The organism is Streptomyces sp. NPDC051018 (assembly GCF_044456085.1).
Classification (GTDB): domain Bacteria; phylum Actinomycetota; class Actinomycetes; order Streptomycetales; family Streptomycetaceae; genus Streptomyces.
Genome location: NZ_JBITFN010000002.1, coordinates 564,064 through 584,540, shown reverse-complemented (window position 1 = coordinate 584,540; position 20,477 = coordinate 564,064). Strand labels below are relative to the sequence as shown.

Genomic DNA, 20,477 nt, shown 5'->3' with positions numbered 1-20,477 from the left:
TTTTTTGTGCCCCGCCCCGGGTGGTGCGTCCCGGGGGGCCCGGGGGGGGGGGGGGGGGGGCCCGGGGGGCGCCCCGGCCCCCCCCCCCACGCCGCCGGAAGGGCCGTTCAGTGCCCGGCTTCGGCGGACGGCCGCCGGGAGACACGGGCGGTCCGGACGGCCAGGCAGGCCAGGACACCGACCGCGGCACCGAACCAGAGGGCTCCGTTGACGGTGATCTCGTCGACGACGATGCCGCCGAACAGGGCCCCGAGCGCGATGGCCAGATTGAATACGGAGGTGTTCAGGGCGGTGGCGGCCTCCGGCTCCCCGGGCGACGACTGGAGAATCCAGCTCTGGACGCTCACCGGGACTCCCCCGAAGGCCAGCCCCCACCCGACGAGCAGTACCGTGCCGCCGACCGCACTCGTACCGATCAGCGGGAAGAGCGCCAGGATGACGGCGAGCAGCACGCTGATGGCGACGATGGTTCTGCGGACGTCCCGTCCGGCCACCGCGCCAGCGAGGAAGTTGCCGATGATGCCGGAGACTCCGAAGGCCAGCAGCAGGGGGCCGACCATGTTCTCGCCGATGCCCGAGACGTCCTGGAGGATCGGGCTGACGAAGGTGAAGGCGGCGAAGTGGCCCCCGACGAGCAGGAAGGTGGCCAGCACTCCGGCCCGCACCCCCGGGTTGCGGAACGCCGCCACCAGCATGCGCAGCCGTACCGGTTCCGCGGCCGGCATGGACGGCAGCAGGGCGTACAGCGCCACCACGACCAGGAGGCCGAGTCCGCCCACGGCGGCGAACGCGGTCCGCCAGTCGGCGAATTCGCCGATCAGGGTGCCGGCCGGGACCCCCAGGACATTGGCCGCGGTGGCGCCGCCGAAGGTGATGGCCGTGGCCCGGGGGACGTAGGCCTCGGGCACCAGGCGAACGGCGATCCCGGCGGCCAGCGCCCAGAACCCGCCGATGCTCACTCCCACGAGGAAGCGGGAGGCCAGCAGGACGGCGAAGTCGGCCGCCACCACGGACAGCAGATTGGCCGCGACCATCAGGGACAGCAGTGCGATGAGCACGACACGGCGGTCGAGGCGCCCGATCACCACGGGCAGCAGCGGCGCCACGGCGGAGGCGACCAGGCCCGGCACCGTGACCATCAGGCCGGCCGCGCCCTCGGACACGATGAACGCGCCGCTGATGGAGGTGAGCAGGCCCATGGGGAGCTGCTCGATGGTGACCATCGAGAAGGTGCCGATGGCCACGGCCACGAGGGCCAGCCATCTTCGCAGCGGTACGGAACCCGGGCCGGAGCCGGGTGTGGCGGCCTGAACGCCGTCGACGGTGGTCATGGTCACTCCGTGAGTTGTCGGGCAGGGCAGAGCAGCGGTTGGCGACCCGGGTCCGGCCGGAGGGGCCGGTCCTGTCGCACCGCGAGAAGGTGCCCCGGGCAGGGGGCATCGGATCGGCAACCGGCGCGGGAGGTGCCGCTGTCACCGTTACGGGCCACGGGGTTGTCCCGGACGGAGCGCACGGAGAGCGGCGGGGAGGGGTGCGCGGCCCCGTGGAGGCGGGCACCTCGGGCCGACGGGGAATGCGGGCACGCCTCACTGAGGGCGAGGCGTCACACGGCCGTTTCGGCCTTCATCCGGAGGCTGGGGCGACGGAAAACCGGGGAGGGAAGGGGCGCCGTGACCGGCGACGTTGCCGGCACGGGCTGGATGAGGCACGGGCGGGGGAAGGTACGGGGAGGGATGGGCGCGGCGGCCCCGGGAGGCCCGCCGGCCGATCGTTCACCCCCGGTCGTTCAGCCCTTGGCGGGAGTGGTCTGCGCCGAGCGGATACGCCAGGCCCCCGCCCGGTCGGGGCCGGTCTGCTTGACCATGACAAAGGTGAGCTGCCCCTGCGCGGAGGGCGGACGGGTGTCCGGGCCGCCCCTCAGCGCCGGTTCCCACTCGTCGAAGACATGCTTGACGCACTCCACGATCGCGACGTCGGGTGCGAGGAAGTGGATCTCCTGGAGCTCGGTTCTGGTCGGCATGCTCGCATCCGCGACGAGCTGCCGGATGGCGGCGAGGTCCTGTTCACGCTGAGGGTCGTTCACGGTCTGACTCCTGTTGCCGGAGAGGCGCGAAACGTAACGTTACGTTTCGTCGAGGAGGACGGTACAACCGAGGGAACTGAAACGCAACGTTACGTTTCAATGTAGAGTTGCCTCATGAATGACAGCTCCACCACCCGTACGGCCCGTTCCCGCGGAGCGATCCTCCAAGCGGCCATCGATATCTGCGCCGAGCGGGGGTATCACGCCGTGACGATGGAGGCGATCGCCGCACGGGCACGGGTCGGGAAGCCGACGCTGTACCGATGGTGGCCGACCAAGGGCGCGCTGTTCCTGGACGCGCTCACGGACCGGATCGGCGAGCAGTTCTTCCTCTACCCCGACACCGGTGACATCCGCGTGGATCTGCGGAACTGGCTGCACGGAGTGATCAGGCTGTTCACCGATCCGCACTACCGGGAGCTGACCGCCGGAGTCATCGGATCCCTCCAGCACGACCAGGAACTCGCGACCGTGGTGCACGAACAGGTGCACGTCAACATGAAGAAGCGCAACAACGAACGGCTGCTCGTGGCGAGGAAGGCCGGGCAGTTGCCGGACATCGACCTCGGTCTGCTGGACGACATGCTGGTGGCGCCGATGTGGTACCGGCTCCTGGTCACGGGAGAACCGCTCACCACCGAGTACGCGGACGCCGTACTCGCCACGCTCCTCGGCCCGGACCCGGTGGCCACGGACGGAAGCTGACGGATACTCCGCCGGGTGACCCGCCGCCGGGCCCCGGCGGCCCGGCGGCAGTGATCCGGGGTGGGTCGGCTGCGGTGATCCGGGGTGGGCCGATCGGACGCAGCCCCGCGCGGCTCCGGGTGGCGGCCGACGGGCGGAGATACGTTCCCGTCGTCATCCTCACCGACAGCCCACCATGAACTGGGGACCGCCCATGCGTATCCGTACCGCCCTGGCTGCGCTCGCACTGACCGCCGCGGGAATCATCGGCACAGCGGCCTCCGCCACGGCCCACGACTTCGGCGACATCAGCATCGTCACGGACGAGACCACCAATGTCCTGACCGGGTGCAACGCCGGTTTCATCGCGGACTCCCCGTCCGCGCAGTGCGGCATCTTCCATATCGCCACCCCGTAGGCGGTCCTGAGGACCGCGATCCGCCGTGAGCGGCGCCCGGCGGGGTACGACTCCCTTGCGCAACGGCCGCGGAAGGCGCCCGGCGCGGGCTGATGCCCCGTCGGGCGCCTTCCGCCCGGCGGACCCGAGCGCCGCACACGGCCCTCCCCCGGCGCCGGTCCCCGAGGAGAGACGCGTCCGTCCGGTCCTGACGGTGGATCCGATCATGCCGGTGGCCCCATGATGGGGTGATGACTCAGTGGTGGCGCGCCACCGCGTCCGTCGACGGCGAGGACGACCCCTCGCCGGCCGGGCCCGGGAACGGCAGCGGTGTGGAATCCGAGCCGGCGGGTCTCCCCTTCGCCCCGGGCGGCCCCGGCCCTCTCGGCGGCCCCGACGCCCTGCCGCTGATGGAACGGCTCATGGGGCGCCGGCTCGACCCGGTGGGCGAGCAGGACGGCACGTCCTCCGCGATCCACGACGCACTCGCCGGGGCGGGCGAGGACGACGATGACGACCCGGCCCGGGCGATCGTCCGTTACGAGCGAGAGCTGCGCGCGTCCAGCGGCGCCCTCGGCGACGACCACCCCGACACCCTCGCGATCCGGAGCCTGCTGGCCTACAGCTACACGGAGTCCGGAGATCCGTCCCGGGCGATCGCACTGTTCGAGAGCGTCCTCACCGACTCGCTACGGGTCCTCGGCCCTGACGCCCCCGACACCCTGTCCGTCCGGATCGGTCTCGCCCAGGCCCTTCTGGAGGCGGGCGATCCCGAGCGGGCGATCCTCCTCCTCGACACCGCGCTCGCCGACTGCGTACGGGTGCTGGGCGAGGACGACAGCGACACCCTCACGGCGCGGATGAGCCTCGCCACCGCCTGTGCCGAGGCCGGGGACCTGGAACGGGCGGTGGCCCTGTTCGAGGACACGCTGACCGCCACGGCGCGGACCCTGGGCGAGGATCATCCCGATACGCTCACGGCCCGCAGGATCCTCGCCTCCTTCGTCGACGCGTCGGGTGACACAGACCGGGCGATCGCCCTGTACGAACGGGTTCTCGCCGACTCCGTACGGCTGCTGGGCCCCCGCCACCCCGACACCCTCGAAGCCCGTGACGACCTCGCCAACGCCCGCTGGGCACAGGACCTCTGAGACACGACACGATTCACCACCCCCCGGCGGTCCCCGGGGTCCGGCCGTGAAGCCCTCGGGCGGTCCTGTGGCCTGCAACGTACTCGCAACGTAGCGGCGTGTTGACTGAGCGACCGCGTCACCGGCGGTGCGCCGTCCCGGGCCTGAATCGTTTCCGGGAAGGTCCACGGCCGTCGGCGAGGCGACGGACTCAAGGGCTCACGGGCGGGGGCGACACGTGTACAGACGATTGGCGGAGCCCCGCGCCGGCGGGCCACCCACCGGAGAAGCAACGCTTCTTCCCAGCGACAGCCCTCCGCCGGGCGGGCGTTAGCCCCGCGGAGGGTGCAGGCTGGCGGGCGCCCACAACCTCCGGGGCTCTCGCCGGCGGACGGGCCGTGGGCTCGGAGCGGAGTCGGCGCCGCTCCGGGGCCCGGCGCGTCCTGGGGACAGGGCGCCCCCGCGCCCTGTCCCCACTCGCGTCCGCATTCAGTGCATCCCGTCCCCCTGGCCCGGGTCAGCGCTCCCTGTCCCCCGAGGCCCGGGTCAGTGCCCGCCGTCGGCCGGCTCCACGACGAAGACGGGGATCGGACGCTCCGTCTTCTTCTGGTACGCCGCGTACTCGGGAAACACCTCGACCGCGCGGGCCCACCACTCGGCCTTCTCCTCGCCGGTCACCTCACGCGCCCTCATGTCACGGCGGACCGGGCCGTCCTGGAGTTCCACGCGGGGGTCGGCGACCACATTGTGGTACCAGACGGGGTGGCGGTCCGAGCCGCCCGCGGAGGCGACGACCGCGTAGCGGCCCTCGTGTTCGACCCTCATCAGGGGGGACTTGCGCACACTGCCCGTCCGGGCACCCCGGGTGGTCAGGACGACCACGGGCATCCCCATGATCGTCGTGCCCTTGGTGCCGCCGGAGCCCTCGTACTGCTCGACCTGGTCCCGTACCCACTTCGCCGGACTCGGTACGTACTCGCCCTCAAGTGGCATGGCCATCCCTTCCGTCGTCGGTGCCTCTCGCATCCCCCGGTGCCCCGAGTCTTCCACGCGCAAGACCGGGGCCGGAGGTCCCGCCCCGCCGGCCCCGGCCGGTGCCCCGGCCGTCCGGCGTTCGGGCGCTCCGGCCGTCCGCACGGGGGGCCGGTCACCGCGCGTGGCCGTACGGGCACACCGCAACGGCGTTGCAACGTCAGGGGTGCTCCGCCTCCACGGGGACCGGTCCGCCGTGGGCGCGGGTGCGGCCCCTGTCTGCCGATGCCCGCGGTCATCCCGCGTCACGGAGACCGTGAACGGGATCGACCGGACGGCGAAGGCGGCAGGCACCGAGAAACGCGGGTACGGGAGAGCAGATGGCGCACCGCGTCATGACGCCGGCCACTCCGGGAACCGGCCGGGTCCGGGCGAGCCGCTCCGAGCCGACCTCGTCGAGCAGTTGGTTCGGTACGCCGTCCGGGTCGAGAACGAGCCCCGGTCGCCGTGCCCGCCGCACCCGGCGCGATGATCTGCGGGAAGAAGAGGATCGATCGGCTGATCCGCACACGGACCGGGCCCGATCGCCGAATTCAGCCGGCCCGACGCACCATTCCGGACGGATGACCGGGCCGCGACCGAAGGAGCGCACATAACAGACTTCACCGGACTCGGGGCGGGCGGCGCCGACGGCTCCTCCGGCATCGGCCGGGCGACCGCGGGCCTGCTCGCCGATCCCCGCCCCGACGCCACCTACGACTACGCACCCGCTCCCCCGGAACTCCTGGCCCGGGCCCGGCGCCTCCAGGCCGTCGCCGAGCGCCACGGCGTACCGCTGCGGGCACTGGCGCTGCGCTTCCCCCTCGGCCACCCGGCCGTCGCCTCCGTGCTCGTCGGCGCCCGCCGCGCGGCGGAGGTCAGGGACGCGGCCGCGCAGTGGGCCCGCCCGGTTCCGGCGGACGTATGGCGGGAACTGCGCGCAGAAGGACTCCTGCCCGAGGACGTCCCGACACCCGAGGAGCGATAGCCGTGCGGATCGCCCTGTTCATCACCTGCTTCAACGACACGATGTACCCGCGGACCGGCCAAGCGGTCGTCAGACTCCTCGAACGCCTCGGCCACACCGTCGCGTTCCCCCGGGCCCAGGCGTGCTGCGGCCAGATGCACTTCAACACCGGCTACCGGCCCGGGACACTGCCCATGGTGCGCGGCTTCGCCGAGGTCTTCGCCGACTACGAAGCCGTCGTCACCCCGTCGGGTTCCTGCGCCGGGATGATCCGCGAACACCACGGCACGATCGCCCGGCAGTACGGTGACAGAGCGCTCGTGGACGCCGTCGGCCGTACGGCGGGGAAGGTGTACGAGCTCTCGGAACTCCTCGTCGACGTGCTGGGGGTCACCGATGTCGGCGCCTACTTCCCCCACCGCGTCACCTACCACCCCACCTGCCACTCCCTGCGGATGCTGCGCGTGGGCGACCGCCCGCTGCGGCTCCTGCGCGCCGTCGGCGGCATCGAGCTGACCGAGCTGCCCGATGCCGGGGCGTGCTGCGGATTCGGCGGCACGTTCGCCCTCAAGAACGCCGACACATCGAACGCGATGCTCGCCGACAAGATGCGCAACGTCCAGGCGACCGGCGCCGAGTTCCTCTGCGCCGGCGACAACTCGTGTCTGGCGCACATCGGCGGGGGCCTGTCCCGGCTCCGTACGGGCGTCGGCACCCGTCATCTCGCGGAGATCCTCGCCTCCACGGCCGACGACAGCGAAGGAGACCTCTCATGAGCGGCCCCGGCAACGTCGTCCGGCTCGGCGCGCCCGCCTTCCCCGACGCCGCGCGCACCGCCCTCGCCGACACCCAGCTGCGCGCGAATCTGCGCGGGGCGACCGGGGCGATCCGCGGCAGACGGCTGGCCGTGACCGCCGAACTCGACGACTGGGAAGAGCTGCGTGAGGCCGGTGAGAGCATCAAACGCCGCACCCTGCGCCACCTCGACCACTATCTGACCCTGCTGGAGGAGTCGGTCACCAGGGCCGGCGGAACCGTCCACTGGGCCGCCGACGCCGCCGAGGCGAACCGCCTGGTCACCGACCTCGTCCGCGCCACCGGCGAGAGAGAGGTCGTCAAGGTCAAATCCATGGCCACCCAGGAGATCGGGCTCAACGAGGCCCTCGCCGAGGCCGGTATCCGCGCCTACGAGACCGACCTCGCCGAACTCATCGTGCAGCTCGGGGAGGACCGGCCCTCGCACATCCTCGTCCCCGCGATCCATCGGAACCGGGGCGAGATCCGCCGGATCTTCCAGCGGGAGATGGGGAAGTGGGGCAGCCCCGCTCCCGATGACCTCACCGACGACCCCCGCGCGCTCGCCGAGGCCGCGCGGCTGCATCTGCGGGAGAAGTTCCTGCGGGCGAAAGTCGCCGTGTCCGGAGCCAACTTCGCCGCCGCGGACACCGGTACGGTCGCCGTCGTCGAGTCCGAGGGCAACGGCCGGATGTGCCTCACCCTCCCCGAGACCCTGATCACCGTCATGGGGATCGAGAAGGTCCTGCCCGCCTTCAGCGATCTGGAGGTCTTCCTCCAGCTTCTGCCGCGCTCCTCCACCGGCGAGCGCATGAACCCCTACACCAGCCTGTGGACCGGCGTCACCGGGGACGACGGGCCCCGGTCCTTCCATCTCGTACTGCTGGACAACGGCCGCAGCGCCACCCTCCGCGACACCGTGGGCCGCCAGGCCCTGGCCTGCATCCGCTGCTCCGCCTGCCTCAACGTCTGCCCCGTCTACGAACGCACCGGCGGCCATGCCTACGGCTCGGTCTACCCCGGGCCGATCGGCGCCGTCCTCACACCGCAGCTCGTCGGCATCGAGCACGCCGACACCCTCCCCTTCGCCTCCACGCTCTGCGGCGCCTGCTACGACGCCTGCCCGGTACGCATCAACATCCCGGACGTGCTCGTACATCTGCGGGCCGAGGCCGTCCGGGCCAAGGCCGCCCGGGTACTGCCCACCGCGGAGTCCCTGGCCATGCGGCTGGCGGGGGCCGTACTGCGTTCGCCGCGCCTGCTGTCCACGGCCCAGCGCCTCGGGGCCGCCGCCGCCCGCCCCTTCTCCCGCCGCGGCCTGATCCGGAGGCTGCCCGGACCGCTGCGCCGCTGGTCGGACACACGGGACACCCCCGTACCACCGGCCGAGTCCTTCCGCTCCTGGTGGCGCCGCACCCACGAAGGAGCCGACGATGAGTAGCCGGGACAGAGTGCTCGCCCGTATCCGGAACGCGCTGACGGACATCCCCGCCACGGAGACACCGGAGAGTGTCGGCGTCCCGCGGAACTACCTCCGCAGCCACGCGGGAGCCGATCGCGTCGCCCTGTTCGCCGAACGCGTCGCCGACTACCACGCCACCGTCGTCCGGACGACCGAGGACCGGGCGCCCGCGGTCGTCGGGGACCTCCTCGCCGCCCGCCGGAGCCGGACCGTCGTCGTCCCCGAGGGCTTTCCCGCCGCCCTTCTGCCGGACCGGGACGGCGGCTACCTCCGTGACGACCCCCCGCTGACCGTACGGGAACTGGACGCCGCCGACACCGTGCTCACCACCGCGGCCCTCGGGATCGCCGTCACCGGAACACTGGTCCTGGACGCCGGCCCCGGCCAGGGCCGGCGCGCTCTGACGCTGCTGCCCGACCACCATGTGTGCGTCGTCCACGAGGAGCAGATCGCCGCCGACGTCCCCGAAGCGCTGGCACGCCTGAATCCGACCGCACCGCTCACCTTCGTCTCCGGACCGTCGGCGACGAGCGACATCGAACTCGAACGGGTCGAGGGCGTCCACGGACCCCGCGTCCTCGACGTCGTCGTCGTCGCGGCGAACCCCGCCGAGGGAACCGGTCCCGACCTCGGCGACTGCGGCCGGTAGACGGCGGCGCGGTCGACCGGGCGGCCGGTGGGCCGGTATTGCCCCGGCGGCCGGACGGAGGCCGCCGGTACGGCTCCGCGGCGAGCCGGCTGTGCAAGGCTCCTGAGGGCTCGCGCGCTTCAGGACTCCAGGGTTCTCAGGGCTTGAGATGCCCCACGACCTCCGCGGTGGCCGCCACGCCCTCGTAGATGGTGGGCGCCATGCTGGTGCCCGCGAGGAAGAAGCCGAGGAGGAGACAGACGAGGGCGTGGGAGAACTTCAGACCGCCGCTGCGGAGGAAGACCACCGCGAGGATCACCAGTAGCAGCAGCACCGAAATCGAGACAGCCATCGCCAACCTCCTTGGCCGCGCCGGAATTGCGGCATTCGGCGGTCAGTCTGGCGCAGGGCGGCCGCCGGGCGGTCACATGGCGTGTGCGCCGTACGGGTGGCGTTGAACCCGTCCCTCCGGGGCTCGTTACCGGCCCGGCTCCCCCGTCGCCGGGAGGGGCCGCGGCTGCCCGGCCCCGCCGTCGGCGCGGAGCCCTCGCCCCGGGCCGTCCGGCCATCGGGGCGGGGCCCGTGGCCCTCTCGGCGATCCGGCGGGGCAGTTCCGGGCAAGGCCCGTGCGGGAAGCGGGAGATGTCCCGGGCCGGGACCGGGCGTCGGGGTCAGTCGCCCGGGGACTCGTCCGGGTGCAGGGCGTCGAGGATGAGGGTGAGGCCGAAGGTGAACTCGTCGGCGTAGTCGTAGCCGGGCTTGAGGGCGTGTTCGACGGCGAGTTCGGTGAGGTGGGGGTAGGCGTCGGCGGGCATCTCGCGGAAGATGGCACCCGCGACCTCGTCCAGTTCCGCCGAGTTGCTGAACGGCAGGCTCAGTTCCTGGAGCACAAAGCCGTACAGATAGCTGTCGATCAGCGAGAAGGCGTGCGCGGCCATCGGGACGGAGAAGCCCCCGGCGCGCAACGCGCCGATGACGGCGTCATGGTGGCCCAGAGTCATCGCGCCGGGCCGGGTACGGGAGTCCATCAGGCCGACGGCCCACGGATGGCGGCGGAGTGCGGCACGGGCGGAGACCGTGCGGTGGCGCATGGCGCTCTTCCAGTCCGTCTCGCGCGGCGGCAGGTCGATCTCGCCGAACACCGCGTCCACCATGCCGTCGAGGATGTCCTCCCGGCCCGCGACATGGTGATAGAGCGACATCGCCTCGACGCCCAGCGGTTCGGCGATGGCTCGCATGGTGAGCGCGGCCGCCCCCTTCTCGTCCGCCACCGCCACCGCCGCGCGAATCACCCGCTCACGACTGAGCGGTGTCCGCGCCCCGCGCCGTCCCCTGCCTCTCTCAGGCATCCGCCCTCCTCGCCTCGTTCCCCTTGACCGCCTTACGGCATAAGGCTAGCTTGCCTTACAACGTAAGGCCACTCCGCCTTACACCATAAGGCCGGTGTTTCCGGCGAAGGGGGCCGCGCCATGGGCACGGACGGAATGAAGAAGGTCTGTATCGTCGGGGCTTCGGGGAAGCTCGGGCAGTACATGGTCCGGCAGGCACTGGAACGCGGCTACGAGGTGGTCGGTGTGTGCCGGGAACGCAGTGTGCCGAAGCTGGCCGCGTTCGAAGGCCGGATGACCGTCGTCCCGGGACCCACCAACGACCCGGAGGTCATCCGGCGCGCGGTCGCCGGGTGCGACGGAGTGCTGACGGTGCTGGTGCCCTGGGGCGTGCAGCAGTACTCGTCGGGCACGGCCCAGGCGGTGCTCGACCACGCACGGCCCGGCGCGCGCCTGATCTTCTCGTGCGGCTGGCACATCACACGCGACGGCAAGGACCGGTACTCATGGCTGTTCCGGACCGCCCTGCGCATCGCCGCCGTGCTGGGCAAGCTGGTCCGCGCCGCCGAGATCGACGACCAGGTGGAGGCGTGCCGCCGGGTGTTCGCCAGCGACACCCGGTGGACCGTGGTGCGCGGCAGCAGCCTGGAGGAGGGCGCCAGCCAGGGCCTGCCGGTATGGAGCCGTCATGTCGGTGACCCGGTCCTGGCCAGCGATCTGACGCGCCGGGTGGACTTCGCGCTGTTCATGGTGGAGGCGCTCACCGACGACACCCTCGTCCGGGAGGCCCCGGCGATCGTCGGCTGCCGCACCCCGAGCGCCCTCGCCCACGCCGGCGGCCGCCCCTGAGCCGCTTCCCCGGCCCGTCCGGCCGTCCTGTGGCTCCGCTACCGCGTGATCCGCACGCTCTTCTGTGACACGGCGGCGTCCCCGTGCGCCCGGACCGGGCCCACACACCCCGGGCCCCACGCCCGGAGCCGGCTCCCTGACGGCACCCGCCGCGAAACCCCGAGTCGCCCCATGGGCGGTCGCGCCCCCGCACCCGGGCACCGCCCCCGAACACCGGCGAGTGCCGGGGAGTGTGCACGATTCGGCAGACAGTGTGCACGCGTTGCCATGTACGTCCCACCGCCGCACCCGCATTCTCGATGTCGAGTGGCACACCGGCCGACCAGGGCCAGGGCCGGGAACTCCGCGCAGGGGACATCCGCTCGCCCGAGCGGATTCCTCCCGGCCGGATGCGCCGCCGGCACCGGGCGGAAGCACCACGCACGGCCCTCCGGCCGAGCGGTGCCCACGCCGAACCGCGGGAAGACGGGGGAGCACCATGCGACACGGCAGCCGGGCGGCGGGAGCCGCGACACTTCTCGTACTCCTCCTGGCGGGATGCGGCAGCGGGCCGGGAACCGGACAGCCGGGTGAGGGGAGCGCACCCGCCACACTGGCTCCCGCGCCCCCGACCCGGCCGGGGAACGCCCTTCCCCTCGACGCCTATCTGCCCTCGCCCGAGGAACAGGCGCGCTCCGACCGTGCTCAGGCGACGCTGGAACGCGCCTGCCTGACCCGTTACGGGCTGCGCTGGGAGGGACCCGACGCCCTCGCCCTGGAGACCGGCGGGCGCATGGTGCTCTCGGAGCGGGCGACACGATTCGGGGTGGTGGACCCCCGGCAGGCGGAGCGATACGGCTACCACGCGCCCGACTGGAGCACACACAACCCCCGGGTGAGAAAGCTGCTGGCCCGGCATGCGGACGTGCCCCGCGATGTGGAGAAGGTGCTCCACGGCACGGCCACGGAGTTCGCGGACAAGCCCGTTCCGCGGAACGGATGCAGGTCGGAGGCGGCCGGGCGGCTCGCGGCGGGTGCTCCTCAGGCGGACCGGAACCTGCCCGGCCGTCTGGCGGACGAGGCAACGGCCGCGAGCGCCCGGGACCCCCGGCTCACGGCGGTCCTCAAGGAGTGGCGCACCTGTATGACCGGTGCCGGCCACCGCCACGGCTACACATCACCGTACGCCGCGGCTCACGACGCCCGCTGGCAGCGCGATGAGGCCCCCGGCGAACGGGAACTCGCCGTGGCCGCGGCCGATGTGCGCTGCCAGCGGCAGGCGGGGTATCTGCCCGTCCTCGTGGAGGTCACGTCCCGGTACCAACGGGACCTGATCTCCCGTCACACCACCGAGCTCGGCCGGCTGAAGCGCCTCAAGGACGTTCGGGCGCGGAACGTCGCCGAAGCGCTCTCCACCCGGCCGTAAGGCTCCGGTCCCTCGCGGGAGGGGGGACCGGAGCCGGGTGAGGGCGAGCCGCCGGTCGGCCCGACCGGCAACGGGAAAGCGACAGAAAGCGACCGAGAGGAGACACGAAACATGCGACGCAGAATCATCACGGCGCTGAGTGCCCTGGCCCTCACGGCGGCATCCGCCGGGCTGTGGGCGGCACCGGCCGGCGCGAGCGCCGTCTACCAGGGTGACGACTGGGCGACGCACTCCTACGACGGGACCTGGTTCACGTACTGCGACGCCGAGGACGACAACCACTCCGTATGGGTCGGCTACTACTACTACGTGAACTCCCTCAGCAACTACACGACCGCCACCCCGGTCACCTACGGGCACTGCGAGAGCGAGTCGCTGAACCTCGGCTATCTGGTCGATCTGCGAGTGGTCGAGGACAACCCCTACAGCGGCACCAACTTCTACGGCCCCTGGCACGGCTATCCGGTCGTCGACAACTGACCGGGAACAGGGCAGCGGGGCCGGGAGCACGGCGTTGACCGCGCCCCGGCGCGGGCTTCGGCGAAGCCCGCGCCGGGGTGTTCGCGATGGCGGCCCGGCGGACGATCGCACCCCTCGCACCTGGCTCGGGTGATCCCGGGGGCTCGGCACAGATGTGCGCCGGACGTCCCGGACAGCCCTCAGCTCAGAGCCGGCCAGTGGATGGTTCGGCTGCACCAGCGTTCGAGGAGGACCTTGTCGTGGCCGACGGCCAGCAGGCCCGCGCCCTCCTCGCGGCGGTAGGTCTCGACGACCTGGACCAGGGCCGCCGTGGTCGACGCGTCGAGCATCGCCGTCATCTCGTCGCAGACGAGCCAGCGCGGGCGCAGCGCCAGGGCCCGTGCCAGACAGGCCCGCTGGAGCTGGCCGTCACTGACCTCGTGGGGGCGGCGGCCGAGGAGTTCGCCGGTGAGACCCACGGCGCCGGCCAGCTCCTCCGTGCGGGCGGCGGCCTCGGTGCGCCGGCCGGTCGCCCGCAGGGGCTCGGCGATCAGATCGCGCAGGGACAGCCGGGGGTCCGCGGACAGACGGGGCTGCTGGAAGACGACACCGAACGCGGTGCGCTGTTCGCGCGGGGCGGTGTGCCGCCAGCCGCGGGCGGGTTCGCCGTCGATGACGACCCGGCCGGAGGTGGGGCGGTGCAGCAGCGCGGCGACACGCGCGAGTGTGGACTTGCCGCAGCCGCTGGGGCCCAGCAGCCCGACGGCCTCACCGGGCGCGAGGGTGAGGGAGACATCGCGTACGACCGGACGGCCGGGTTCGTAACCGGCGGTGATCGCCTGGAGTTCAAGCACGCCGGGCCTCCTTCTCCGGCAGGGCGGCCGGATGGTGGCAGGCCACGCCGCTCTCGAAAGCGGGGAGCGTCCCGCAGCGCCCGGTCGCGCGGTCGCAGCGCGCGGCGAAGGCGCAGCCCTCCGGCAGATCGCCCAGTTCGGGCGGCAGCCCGGGTATGGGGGTGAAGTCCCGTTCCGGGAGGGCGTCCAGAAGGCCGCGGGCGTACGGGTGGCGGGGGCCGGGCGCGCCGAAGAAGTCGCGGGCGTCGGCGAGTTCGACGATACGGCCCGCGTACATCACGGCCACCCGGTCGGCGATGCGTTCCGCCGCCGCCAGATCGTGGGTGATCATCAGCAGCGCGCGGGCGGTCTCGCCGTCCCGGGTGTGCCGGCGCAGTTCGTCGACGGTGCGGTCGACGAGGTCGCGGTCGAGTCCGGTCGTCGGTTCGTCGGCGAGCAGCAGGGGCGCTCCGCCGATGAGGGCGAGCGCGGTCGCGGCCCGCTGGGCAAGACCGCCGGACAGTTCATGGGGGTAGCGGTCGAGGTGGTCGGCGGGGAACGCGGCCCGCTCGGCCGCCGCGACGGCGGCCTCGCGCGCCTGTTTCCGCGGGGTGCCGGCGAGGGCGCGCAGGGTCTCCTCGATCTGGGCGCCCACCGTCCGTACCGGGGTCAGATGGGCGGCCGGGCTCTGCGGTACGAGTCCGATGAGCCGGCCCCGTACCGCACGGGCGAGGGTGCGCTCGCCGGCGCCGAGGAGTTCCGTGCCGCCGACGGTCGCGGTGCCCGAGGTCTGGGCGTTGCCGGGCAGCAGCCCGAGGAGCGCGGAGGCGAGGACGGACTTCCCGCAGCCGCTCTCGCCGACGAGGGCCAGGCACTGGCCCGCCGCGAGGTCGAAGTCCGCCGAGGTGACCGCGGCGACATGGCGTCCGCCGCGCATCCGGAAGCGTACGGACAGGTCCCGTACCGACAGCACGGTGCTCACAGCATCAGCTCCGATCGGCGGCGCGGATTGATCCGTTCCCGCCACACTCCGGCGAGGCCCGCGATCGCGAGGGTGGGGATGATCAGGAACAGACCGGGGAAGAGGGTGGGCCACCAGTCCCCGGCGAGGAGGGAGCCGCGCGCGGACTGGACGAGGTTGCCGAGGCTCGCCTGGTGTGTCGGCAGTCCGAGGCCGAGGAAGGACAGCGCGGACTCGTGCCACATGGCGTGCGGAACCATCAGCACGGCCGCGAGACCCGCCTGCGGGAGGACGCCCGGCAGCAGATGGCGGGCGGTGACCCGCAGCCGGGACGCGCCGCCGGAGACGGCCGCGTCGACATAGGGGCGTGAGCGCAGGGACAGCACTTCGGAGCGGACGATCCGGGCGGTGGAGAGCCAGTGGGTGAGCGCCACGGAGGCGATCACCGGCCAGACCCCGGGGCGGAACATCGCCACGATGAAGATGCCGAGCAGCAGGTGCGGCACGGACGAGAAGGTGTCGACCAGCCGCATCACGATCCGGTCGGTCCAGCCGCCGAAGGCGGCGGCCGCCGCGCCGACGAGTGTGCCGACGACGGTGGCGACGAGCGCCGCGACCAGTCCGACGAGGAGGGAGATCCGCAGTCCGTAGACACAGCGCAGCAGCAGGTCCCGGCCGACGTCGTCGGTGCCGAAGGGGTGGGCGGGGGAGGGCGCCTGGAGCTTCTGCGAGAGGTCGACGGCCTGCTCGTCGAGCTGCACGATCGGCGGCACGAGCAGCACGGCGAGGACGACGGCGGCCACGATCACGGCGGAGACGCCGAACCGTACCGTCCGGGTGGAGCGCCGGGTCCGCCCGTGGGAGTGCCATACGCGGTCGGCGACATCAGCCATCGAAGCCCACTCTCGGGTCGGCGAGTCCGTACAGCAGGTCGGACAGGAGATTGCCGGCGAGGACAGCGGCGGTCGCGAGGACGGTGAGCGCCGCCAGCAGGGAGAAGTCGACCGAGGTGGCGGCCTCGACGGTGGCGGCGGCGACGCCGGGCCAGCTGAAGACGGTCTCCACGAGCAGGGCTCCGGTGATCAGTTCGGGAACGCGGGAGCCGATCAGGGTGAGCATCGGCAGCATTCCGGAGCGCAGGGCGTGGCCGAGGAGTACGGAACGCTCGCTGAGCCCCCGGGCGCGCGCCCCGCGCACGGGGTCCTCGTCGAGGGCGTCGGCGACGCCCTGGCGTACGTACAGGAAGAACCAGGGCAGCTGGCTGATCCCGAGGACGGCGGCGGGCAGCACCAGATGGGAGGCCACCTGGCCGAAGGTGACGACATCGCTGCTGGTGTCGGTGAGCCCGCCGGCGGGCAGCACACCGAGTTCGAGCGCGAAGAACCAGATCGCGAGCAGTCCGAGCCAGAAGGCGGGCGCCGCTTCGAGGGTGTACGCGGCCGAGCTGACGGCACGGTCGAGCCAGCCGCCCCGCCTGCGCGCAGCCAGCACCCCGAGGGCGGTGCCCAGCAGGATCGCGACGGCGAACGCGGTGGTGGCGAGGAGCACGGACCAGCCGACGCGCTCGCCGATCACATCGGCGACGGGCTGGCGCAGCACGGTGGAGTCGCCGAGGTCGCCCTGGAGCGCGGAGGTCAGCCAGTTCCACCATCGGGTGACGAGCGGCTGGTCGACACCGAGGTTGGCACGGATCTGGTCGAGGTTCTCCTGGGTGGCGGTCATCCCGGCCACTCCGGTGTACGCCTTGACCGGGTCGAAGGGCGAGGCCGCGGCGACGGCGAAGACCCCGAACGTCACCGTCAGGAGGACGGGGACGGCGAAGAGGGCCCGGCGGCCCGCCATCCGGGCCATCGGACCCCAGGGCGGACGGCGCCGCGGGGGCGCCGTCCGCCTCTCGGTGAGGCCGGTGGTCACTTCTTGGGAGTCCAGTCCTCGACGTTCCACCAGGGGCCGGAGGCGAGCCCGTGCTCGTGCGGCTCGACCTGGGTGGACAGTCCGTCCCAGCTGTCGTCGACGACGTACAGATGGTCGATATGGGTGAGGAAGGTGTAGCCGGGGTTCTTGACCAGTTCGCGCTGGACGGTGTCGTACGCGGCCTTGCGCTCGGCCTTGTCACCGCTCCGGCGGCCCTCGACGAGGGCCCGGTCCACGGCCGGGTTGCTGTACCAGGCCATGTTGTTGAAGCCGTCCCCGGCGACGGTGGAGGTGAGCAGGAGGTACTGGTCGAAGTCGGGGTCTCCGGGGGAGCCGCCGCCGGCGAGGACGGCGTCGCTCTTCATCCTCGGCTCGATGACCTCCCAGGTGCCGGCCTGGGTCTTGATGGAGATGCCGGCCTTCTTGGCGTCGGAGGCGTAGGCGAGGGCGTGGTCCTGGCGGAGCTTGTCGCCGGAGGGGTACCAGAGCGGGAACTCGGCCCGTACGCCGTTCTTCACCCGGATCCCGTCGCCGCCCGGCTTCCAGCCCGCCGCGTCGAGGATCTCCTTGGCCCGGCCGGGGTCGTAGGTGCGCTCGGTGCCCTTGGCGAACCACTCGCTGTCGGTGGGCACCGGACCGTAGGCGGGCTTTCCGGCGCCTTCGAGGATCTTGTCGACCATGGTCCCGCGGTCGACGGCGACGTCGAGTGCCTGCCGGATCGCGAGATCGCCCGTGACCTTGTTGTGCGTCGGCAGGGTCACGGTCCGGTAGTCGTAGGTCGTGGCCGCGTGGGTCTTCTTGGACGAGTCGTTCTTGAAGCCCTCGGCGAGGTTGGGCGGCAGGATCGCTCCGTCGAGGTCCCCGGCGCGCAGCCGGGTGGCGCGGACGTCGTCGTCCTTGATGACGGCCATGGTGAACTTCTTCACCTCGGGCTCGCCGCCCCAGTAGGAGGGGTTGGCCTTGAAGGTGAGCTTCTCGCCCTTGGACCAGCCGGTGAGGATGTAGGGGCCGGTGCCGACGGGCCGTGTGGTGAAGGTTCCGCTGTTGACGTCCTGCTTCGAGGCGATGTGCTCGGGCACGATGGGGTGCACGGTGCGGTGGGCGAAGGGCGCGTAGGGGTACTTGAGCGTGAAGACGACGGTGTCGTCGCCGGTCGCCTTCACCTCCCTGATCGCGTCGAGTTCGGACTTGGAGGCGTTGTTCGTCTTCGCGTCCAGGACCGTCTCGTAGGTGTAGACGACGTCCTTGGCGCCGAACGGCTTGCCGTCGCTGAAGGTGACGCCCTCGCGGAGCCGGTAGGTGTACGTCAGGCCGTCGGCGCTGACCTCCGGGAGCGCGGCGGCGAGCGCGGGCTTGAGCTTCATATCGGTGTCGAGGGCGAGCAGTCCGTCGAAGATCTTGGAGTTGCCGTCCTTGCCGAAGCCGAGCAGCGGGCTCAGGCTCTCGGGCTCGGTGGCGATTCCGACGACCGCCGAGTCCTTGGCGCCGTTCTTGCCGGCCGTGCCGCTGCCCGGGTTCGAGCAGGCCGCGGCGCCCGCGGTCAGTGTGACGGCCAGCGCGCAGACGGCCGGCACCCGTATACGACGGCTCGGACGGGCCGATCGGCCGGATCGAGCGGACACAGCACCCACACCCCTAATGAAGATCAACCGTTATTGCGAACGCATCGCAATTAAACAGCATGAAATGGGTGCTGAATACATGGGCCTGGGGCGGGCGGGGGCCTCTCCGGCCCGGGGCGCCCGGGGTCCGGCCGGCCCCGCCGGGTCCGCCTGGTGCCCGCCGGACCAACGGCCCGCGATCCGGGCGGACTTGACGCACGAAGGGGCACGGATGCGGGGGCGTCCGGGCGGTGCCGGTGGCGGGCGTGCGATGGGACACACTCCCGGGCCCGCCGACCGGGTTCAACGGGCGGGGACGGGGGCTGGTGCCGGGGCAGTGGGCACGCGGCCGGGGGCAATGGGCACGGGGGCCGTGTCCTGCTTCGGGCGGGACCGGTTCCGGGAGGCCGGGCGCTGACGTGCCCGGCGAGGATCCCCGGTGTCCCGGCCGCCGCGCGGGCGGGGATACGGCTCCGGGACCGGGCCGGGGCCGCACCGCAAACCCGGGCCGACCGCGGCCCGCGGGCCGGGGGGCCGGGGCCCGGGCCCCCGGGTGGGCCCGCGAGCCCAGGTGGGCCGCCGCGAGGCCGTGGCCGGGGACTTTCCCTCGGGAAGCCGTTCGGCTCGGGCCGGGTGCGGGCGGTCACGCGATGGTGAAGTCCCCCGGATCGAGGGCAGTCCGGCGCGGGAACCGCCCGGCGCGCGGCCGAGGTGACCTCGGGCTGGCCGGGTCCCAGGGGAGTCTCCCGGCCCCGTCGCGGGGTACGGCAGCCCCGAAGGCCGTCAGGCGCCTTCCGGGAGGACCACGACACGGCCGGTCGTCACACCGTCGGCCACCCGCTGTACGGCGTCGGGCGCTTCCTTCATGGCGAACCGCCCGCTGATCAGCGGCTTGATCACGCCCTGGGAAACCAGTTCGGTCAGCTTCCCGTGGCACTCGCGGACGGCGGCCGGGTCCCGCTGCCGGTACAGGCCCCAGTGCAGTCCCAGCACGGAGTAGTTCTTCACCAGGGCATGGTTGAGCGCGGGAGTGGGGATCACCCCGCTGGCGAAGCCGACGACGACGATCCGCCCCTCGAAGGCGACGCACTTCGCGGACTGGGCGTAGGCGTCCCCGCCGACGGGGTCGTAGATCACATCCGCGCCCCGGCCGCCGGTGGCCTCCTTGACGGCGGCGACGACATCGTCCGTACGGCGGTCGACCACCAGATCGCAGCCCAGCTCGCGGGCGATGGCGGCCTTGTCCCGGCCACCGACGACACCGATGACCCGGGCCCCGGCCGCCTTGCCGAGCTGGACGGCGGCACTGCCGACCCCTCCGGCGGCCGCGTGGACGAGCAGGGTCTCGCCGGGCCGCAGTCCGGCACGGCGGTGGAGCCCGAACCAGCCGGTCTGGTAGCCGATGTGGAGGGCCGCCGCCTCGGCGTCGTCGAGGGACTCCGGAGCGGGCAGGACCGCCGACTCGTCGGCGAGGGCGTAGTCGGCGAGTCCCCCGCGCGGCAGTACCGCGCCGGCGACGACCCGGCGGCCGTCCTCGGTCTCGCCGCAGATCTCGATACCGGGGGTGAACGGCAGCGGGGGCCGTACCTGGTACTGGCCCCGGCACAGCAGTGCGTCGGGGAAGTTGACGTTCGCGGCACGGACCTTCAGCAGCAGCTGCCCCTCGCCCGGACGCGGCCTCTCCACCTCTTCGAGCCGCATCACCTCGGCCGGCTCACCGTGCCGGTGCACTTGCCATGCCTGCATGTCCGGGGCCTCCCACAAACCATCGGCTGTACTGTGCTCGCGACGCATGCTAAGCAGCCGCTTGCCGTACCGGAACCCCCGGGCGCGGTGACCCGCGTCGCCATCCGGGCGTGGTCCATCCCAGGAGCGCGCGGACTTCGGCGCCCGGTACGTCCCGTCACGAGGGTGTCGGGCCGCCCTCGTACAGGGCCCGTACCCGGGTGCCCCGGCAACGCGGCGAAGGC

General features: G+C 72.6%; 20 protein-coding genes and 1 pseudogene. 10 read left to right on the top strand and 11 right to left on the bottom strand.

Annotated features, from left to right (window positions below; genetic code table 11):
- Positions 1–107: 107 nt before the first annotated feature.
- Together ACIBCM_RS06230 and ACIBCM_RS06225 are read right to left on the bottom strand one after the other, a co-directional pair.
- Positions 108–1,331: an MFS transporter gene (locus tag ACIBCM_RS06230; protein ID WP_399240755.1), complete on the bottom strand. Its 1,224-nt coding sequence runs from the start codon at positions 1,329–1,331 to the stop codon at positions 108–110.
- Positions 1,332–1,786: 455 nt separating this feature from the next.
- Positions 1,787–2,083: a hypothetical protein gene (locus ACIBCM_RS06225; RefSeq protein ID WP_399240753.1), complete on the bottom strand. Its 297-nt coding sequence runs from the start codon at positions 2,081–2,083 to the stop codon at positions 1,787–1,789.
- 114 nt (positions 2,084–2,197) lie between these two features.
- Here ACIBCM_RS06225 and ACIBCM_RS06220 point away from each other — a divergent pair, with 114 nt between their 5' ends.
- The 3 genes from ACIBCM_RS06220 (at position 2,198) to ACIBCM_RS06210 (ending at position 4,315) form a co-directional block, all read left to right on the top strand.
- Positions 2,198–2,788 (top strand): TetR/AcrR family transcriptional regulator, encoded by a 591-nt coding sequence (locus ACIBCM_RS06220; RefSeq protein WP_399240751.1) that lies wholly within the window; start codon positions 2,198–2,200, stop codon positions 2,786–2,788.
- Positions 2,789–2,981: 193 nt separating this feature from the next.
- Positions 2,982–3,185: a hypothetical protein gene (locus tag ACIBCM_RS06215; RefSeq protein ID WP_399240749.1), complete on the top strand. Its 204-nt coding sequence runs from the start codon at positions 2,982–2,984 to the stop codon at positions 3,183–3,185.
- A gap of 230 nt (positions 3,186–3,415) precedes the next feature.
- A complete protein-coding gene (locus ACIBCM_RS06210; protein ID WP_399240747.1) occupies positions 3,416–4,315 on the top strand; it encodes a tetratricopeptide repeat protein in 900 nt (299 codons plus the stop codon).
- Positions 4,316–4,840: 525 nt separating this feature from the next.
- Here the strand turns inward: ACIBCM_RS06210 and ACIBCM_RS06205 are convergent.
- On the bottom strand, positions 4,841–5,287 hold the full coding sequence (locus tag ACIBCM_RS06205) for a nitroreductase family deazaflavin-dependent oxidoreductase (protein WP_399240805.1): 447 nt from the start codon (positions 5,285–5,287) through the stop codon (positions 4,841–4,843).
- A gap of 685 nt (positions 5,288–5,972) precedes the next feature.
- On the opposite strand from ACIBCM_RS06205, the pseudogene ACIBCM_RS06200 reads away from it, so the two are divergent.
- From ACIBCM_RS06200 to ACIBCM_RS06185, 4 genes and pseudogenes are all read left to right on the top strand, one after another.
- Positions 5,973–6,293, top strand: a pseudogene (locus ACIBCM_RS06200) (aldo/keto reductase); the annotation flags it as partial.
- 2 nt (positions 6,294–6,295) lie between these two features.
- Positions 6,296–7,048, top strand: a complete 753-nt coding sequence (locus ACIBCM_RS06195) for a (Fe-S)-binding protein (RefSeq protein WP_399240745.1) — start codon at positions 6,296–6,298, stop codon at positions 7,046–7,048.
- A complete protein-coding gene (locus tag ACIBCM_RS06190) occupies positions 7,045–8,508 on the top strand; it encodes a LutB/LldF family L-lactate oxidation iron-sulfur protein (protein WP_399240743.1) in 1,464 nt (487 codons plus the stop codon). The genes ACIBCM_RS06195 and ACIBCM_RS06190 overlap by 4 nt, the downstream gene beginning before the upstream one ends.
- The gene (locus ACIBCM_RS06185; protein ID WP_399240741.1) at positions 8,501–9,178 is read left to right on the top strand and encodes a lactate utilization protein C; all 678 of its coding nucleotides are present in this window, start codon (positions 8,501–8,503) and stop codon (positions 9,176–9,178) included. The genes ACIBCM_RS06190 and ACIBCM_RS06185 overlap by 8 nt, the downstream gene beginning before the upstream one ends.
- Before the next feature lie 136 nt (positions 9,179–9,314).
- Here the strand turns inward: ACIBCM_RS06185 and ACIBCM_RS06180 are convergent, their stop codons facing one another.
- Positions 9,315–9,509, bottom strand: a complete 195-nt coding sequence (locus tag ACIBCM_RS06180; RefSeq protein ID WP_399240739.1) for a hypothetical protein — start codon at positions 9,507–9,509, stop codon at positions 9,315–9,317.
- Positions 9,510–9,828: 319 nt separating this feature from the next.
- On the bottom strand, positions 9,829–10,506 hold the full coding sequence (locus tag ACIBCM_RS06175; RefSeq protein WP_399240737.1) for a TetR/AcrR family transcriptional regulator: 678 nt from the start codon (positions 10,504–10,506) through the stop codon (positions 9,829–9,831).
- 120 nt (positions 10,507–10,626) lie between these two features.
- Between ACIBCM_RS06175 and ACIBCM_RS06170 the strand changes: the two genes are divergently transcribed.
- The 3 genes from ACIBCM_RS06170 to ACIBCM_RS06160 all read left to right on the top strand — a co-directional run bounded on the left by ACIBCM_RS06170 (position 10,627) and on the right by ACIBCM_RS06160 (position 13,219).
- Complete coding sequence (locus ACIBCM_RS06170) at positions 10,627–11,334, top strand: NAD(P)-dependent oxidoreductase (protein WP_399240735.1); 708 nt, start codon at positions 10,627–10,629, stop codon at positions 11,332–11,334.
- A gap of 478 nt (positions 11,335–11,812) precedes the next feature.
- The gene (locus tag ACIBCM_RS06165) at positions 11,813–12,739 is read left to right on the top strand and encodes a hypothetical protein (protein ID WP_399240733.1); all 927 of its coding nucleotides are present in this window, start codon (positions 11,813–11,815) and stop codon (positions 12,737–12,739) included.
- Between the two features lie 111 nt (positions 12,740–12,850).
- Entirely contained in the window at positions 12,851–13,219 is a 369-nt protein-coding gene (locus ACIBCM_RS06160; RefSeq protein WP_399240731.1) for a hypothetical protein, read from the top strand.
- A gap of 179 nt (positions 13,220–13,398) precedes the next feature.
- On the opposite strand, the gene ACIBCM_RS06155 is transcribed toward ACIBCM_RS06160, so the two are convergent.
- From ACIBCM_RS06155 to ACIBCM_RS06130, 6 genes are all read right to left on the bottom strand, one after another.
- Positions 13,399–14,052 carry an ABC transporter ATP-binding protein gene (locus ACIBCM_RS06155; protein ID WP_399240729.1) on the bottom strand — a complete coding sequence of 218 codons (654 nt, stop codon included), beginning with the start codon at positions 14,050–14,052 and terminating at the stop codon, positions 13,399–13,401.
- On the bottom strand, positions 14,045–14,968 hold the full coding sequence (locus tag ACIBCM_RS06150; RefSeq protein ID WP_399240804.1) for an ABC transporter ATP-binding protein: 924 nt from the start codon (positions 14,966–14,968) through the stop codon (positions 14,045–14,047). The genes ACIBCM_RS06155 and ACIBCM_RS06150 overlap by 8 nt, the downstream gene beginning before the upstream one ends.
- 41 nt (positions 14,969–15,009) lie before the next feature.
- Complete coding sequence (locus ACIBCM_RS06145; protein ID WP_399240726.1) at positions 15,010–15,885, bottom strand: ABC transporter permease; 876 nt, start codon at positions 15,883–15,885, stop codon at positions 15,010–15,012.
- Complete coding sequence (locus tag ACIBCM_RS06140; RefSeq protein ID WP_399240724.1) at positions 15,878–16,843, bottom strand: ABC transporter permease; 966 nt, start codon at positions 16,841–16,843, stop codon at positions 15,878–15,880. Before ACIBCM_RS06140 ends, ACIBCM_RS06145 begins: the two co-directional genes overlap by 8 nt.
- Positions 16,844–16,902: 59 nt before the next feature.
- Positions 16,903–18,480, bottom strand: coding sequence for an ABC transporter substrate-binding protein (locus ACIBCM_RS06135; protein WP_399240722.1), 1,578 nt, complete (start codon positions 18,478–18,480; stop codon positions 16,903–16,905).
- Between the two features lie 810 nt (positions 18,481–19,290).
- A complete protein-coding gene (locus ACIBCM_RS06130; RefSeq protein WP_399240720.1) occupies positions 19,291–20,253 on the bottom strand; it encodes an NADPH:quinone oxidoreductase family protein in 963 nt (320 codons plus the stop codon).
- Positions 20,254–20,477: the final 224 nt, after the last annotated feature.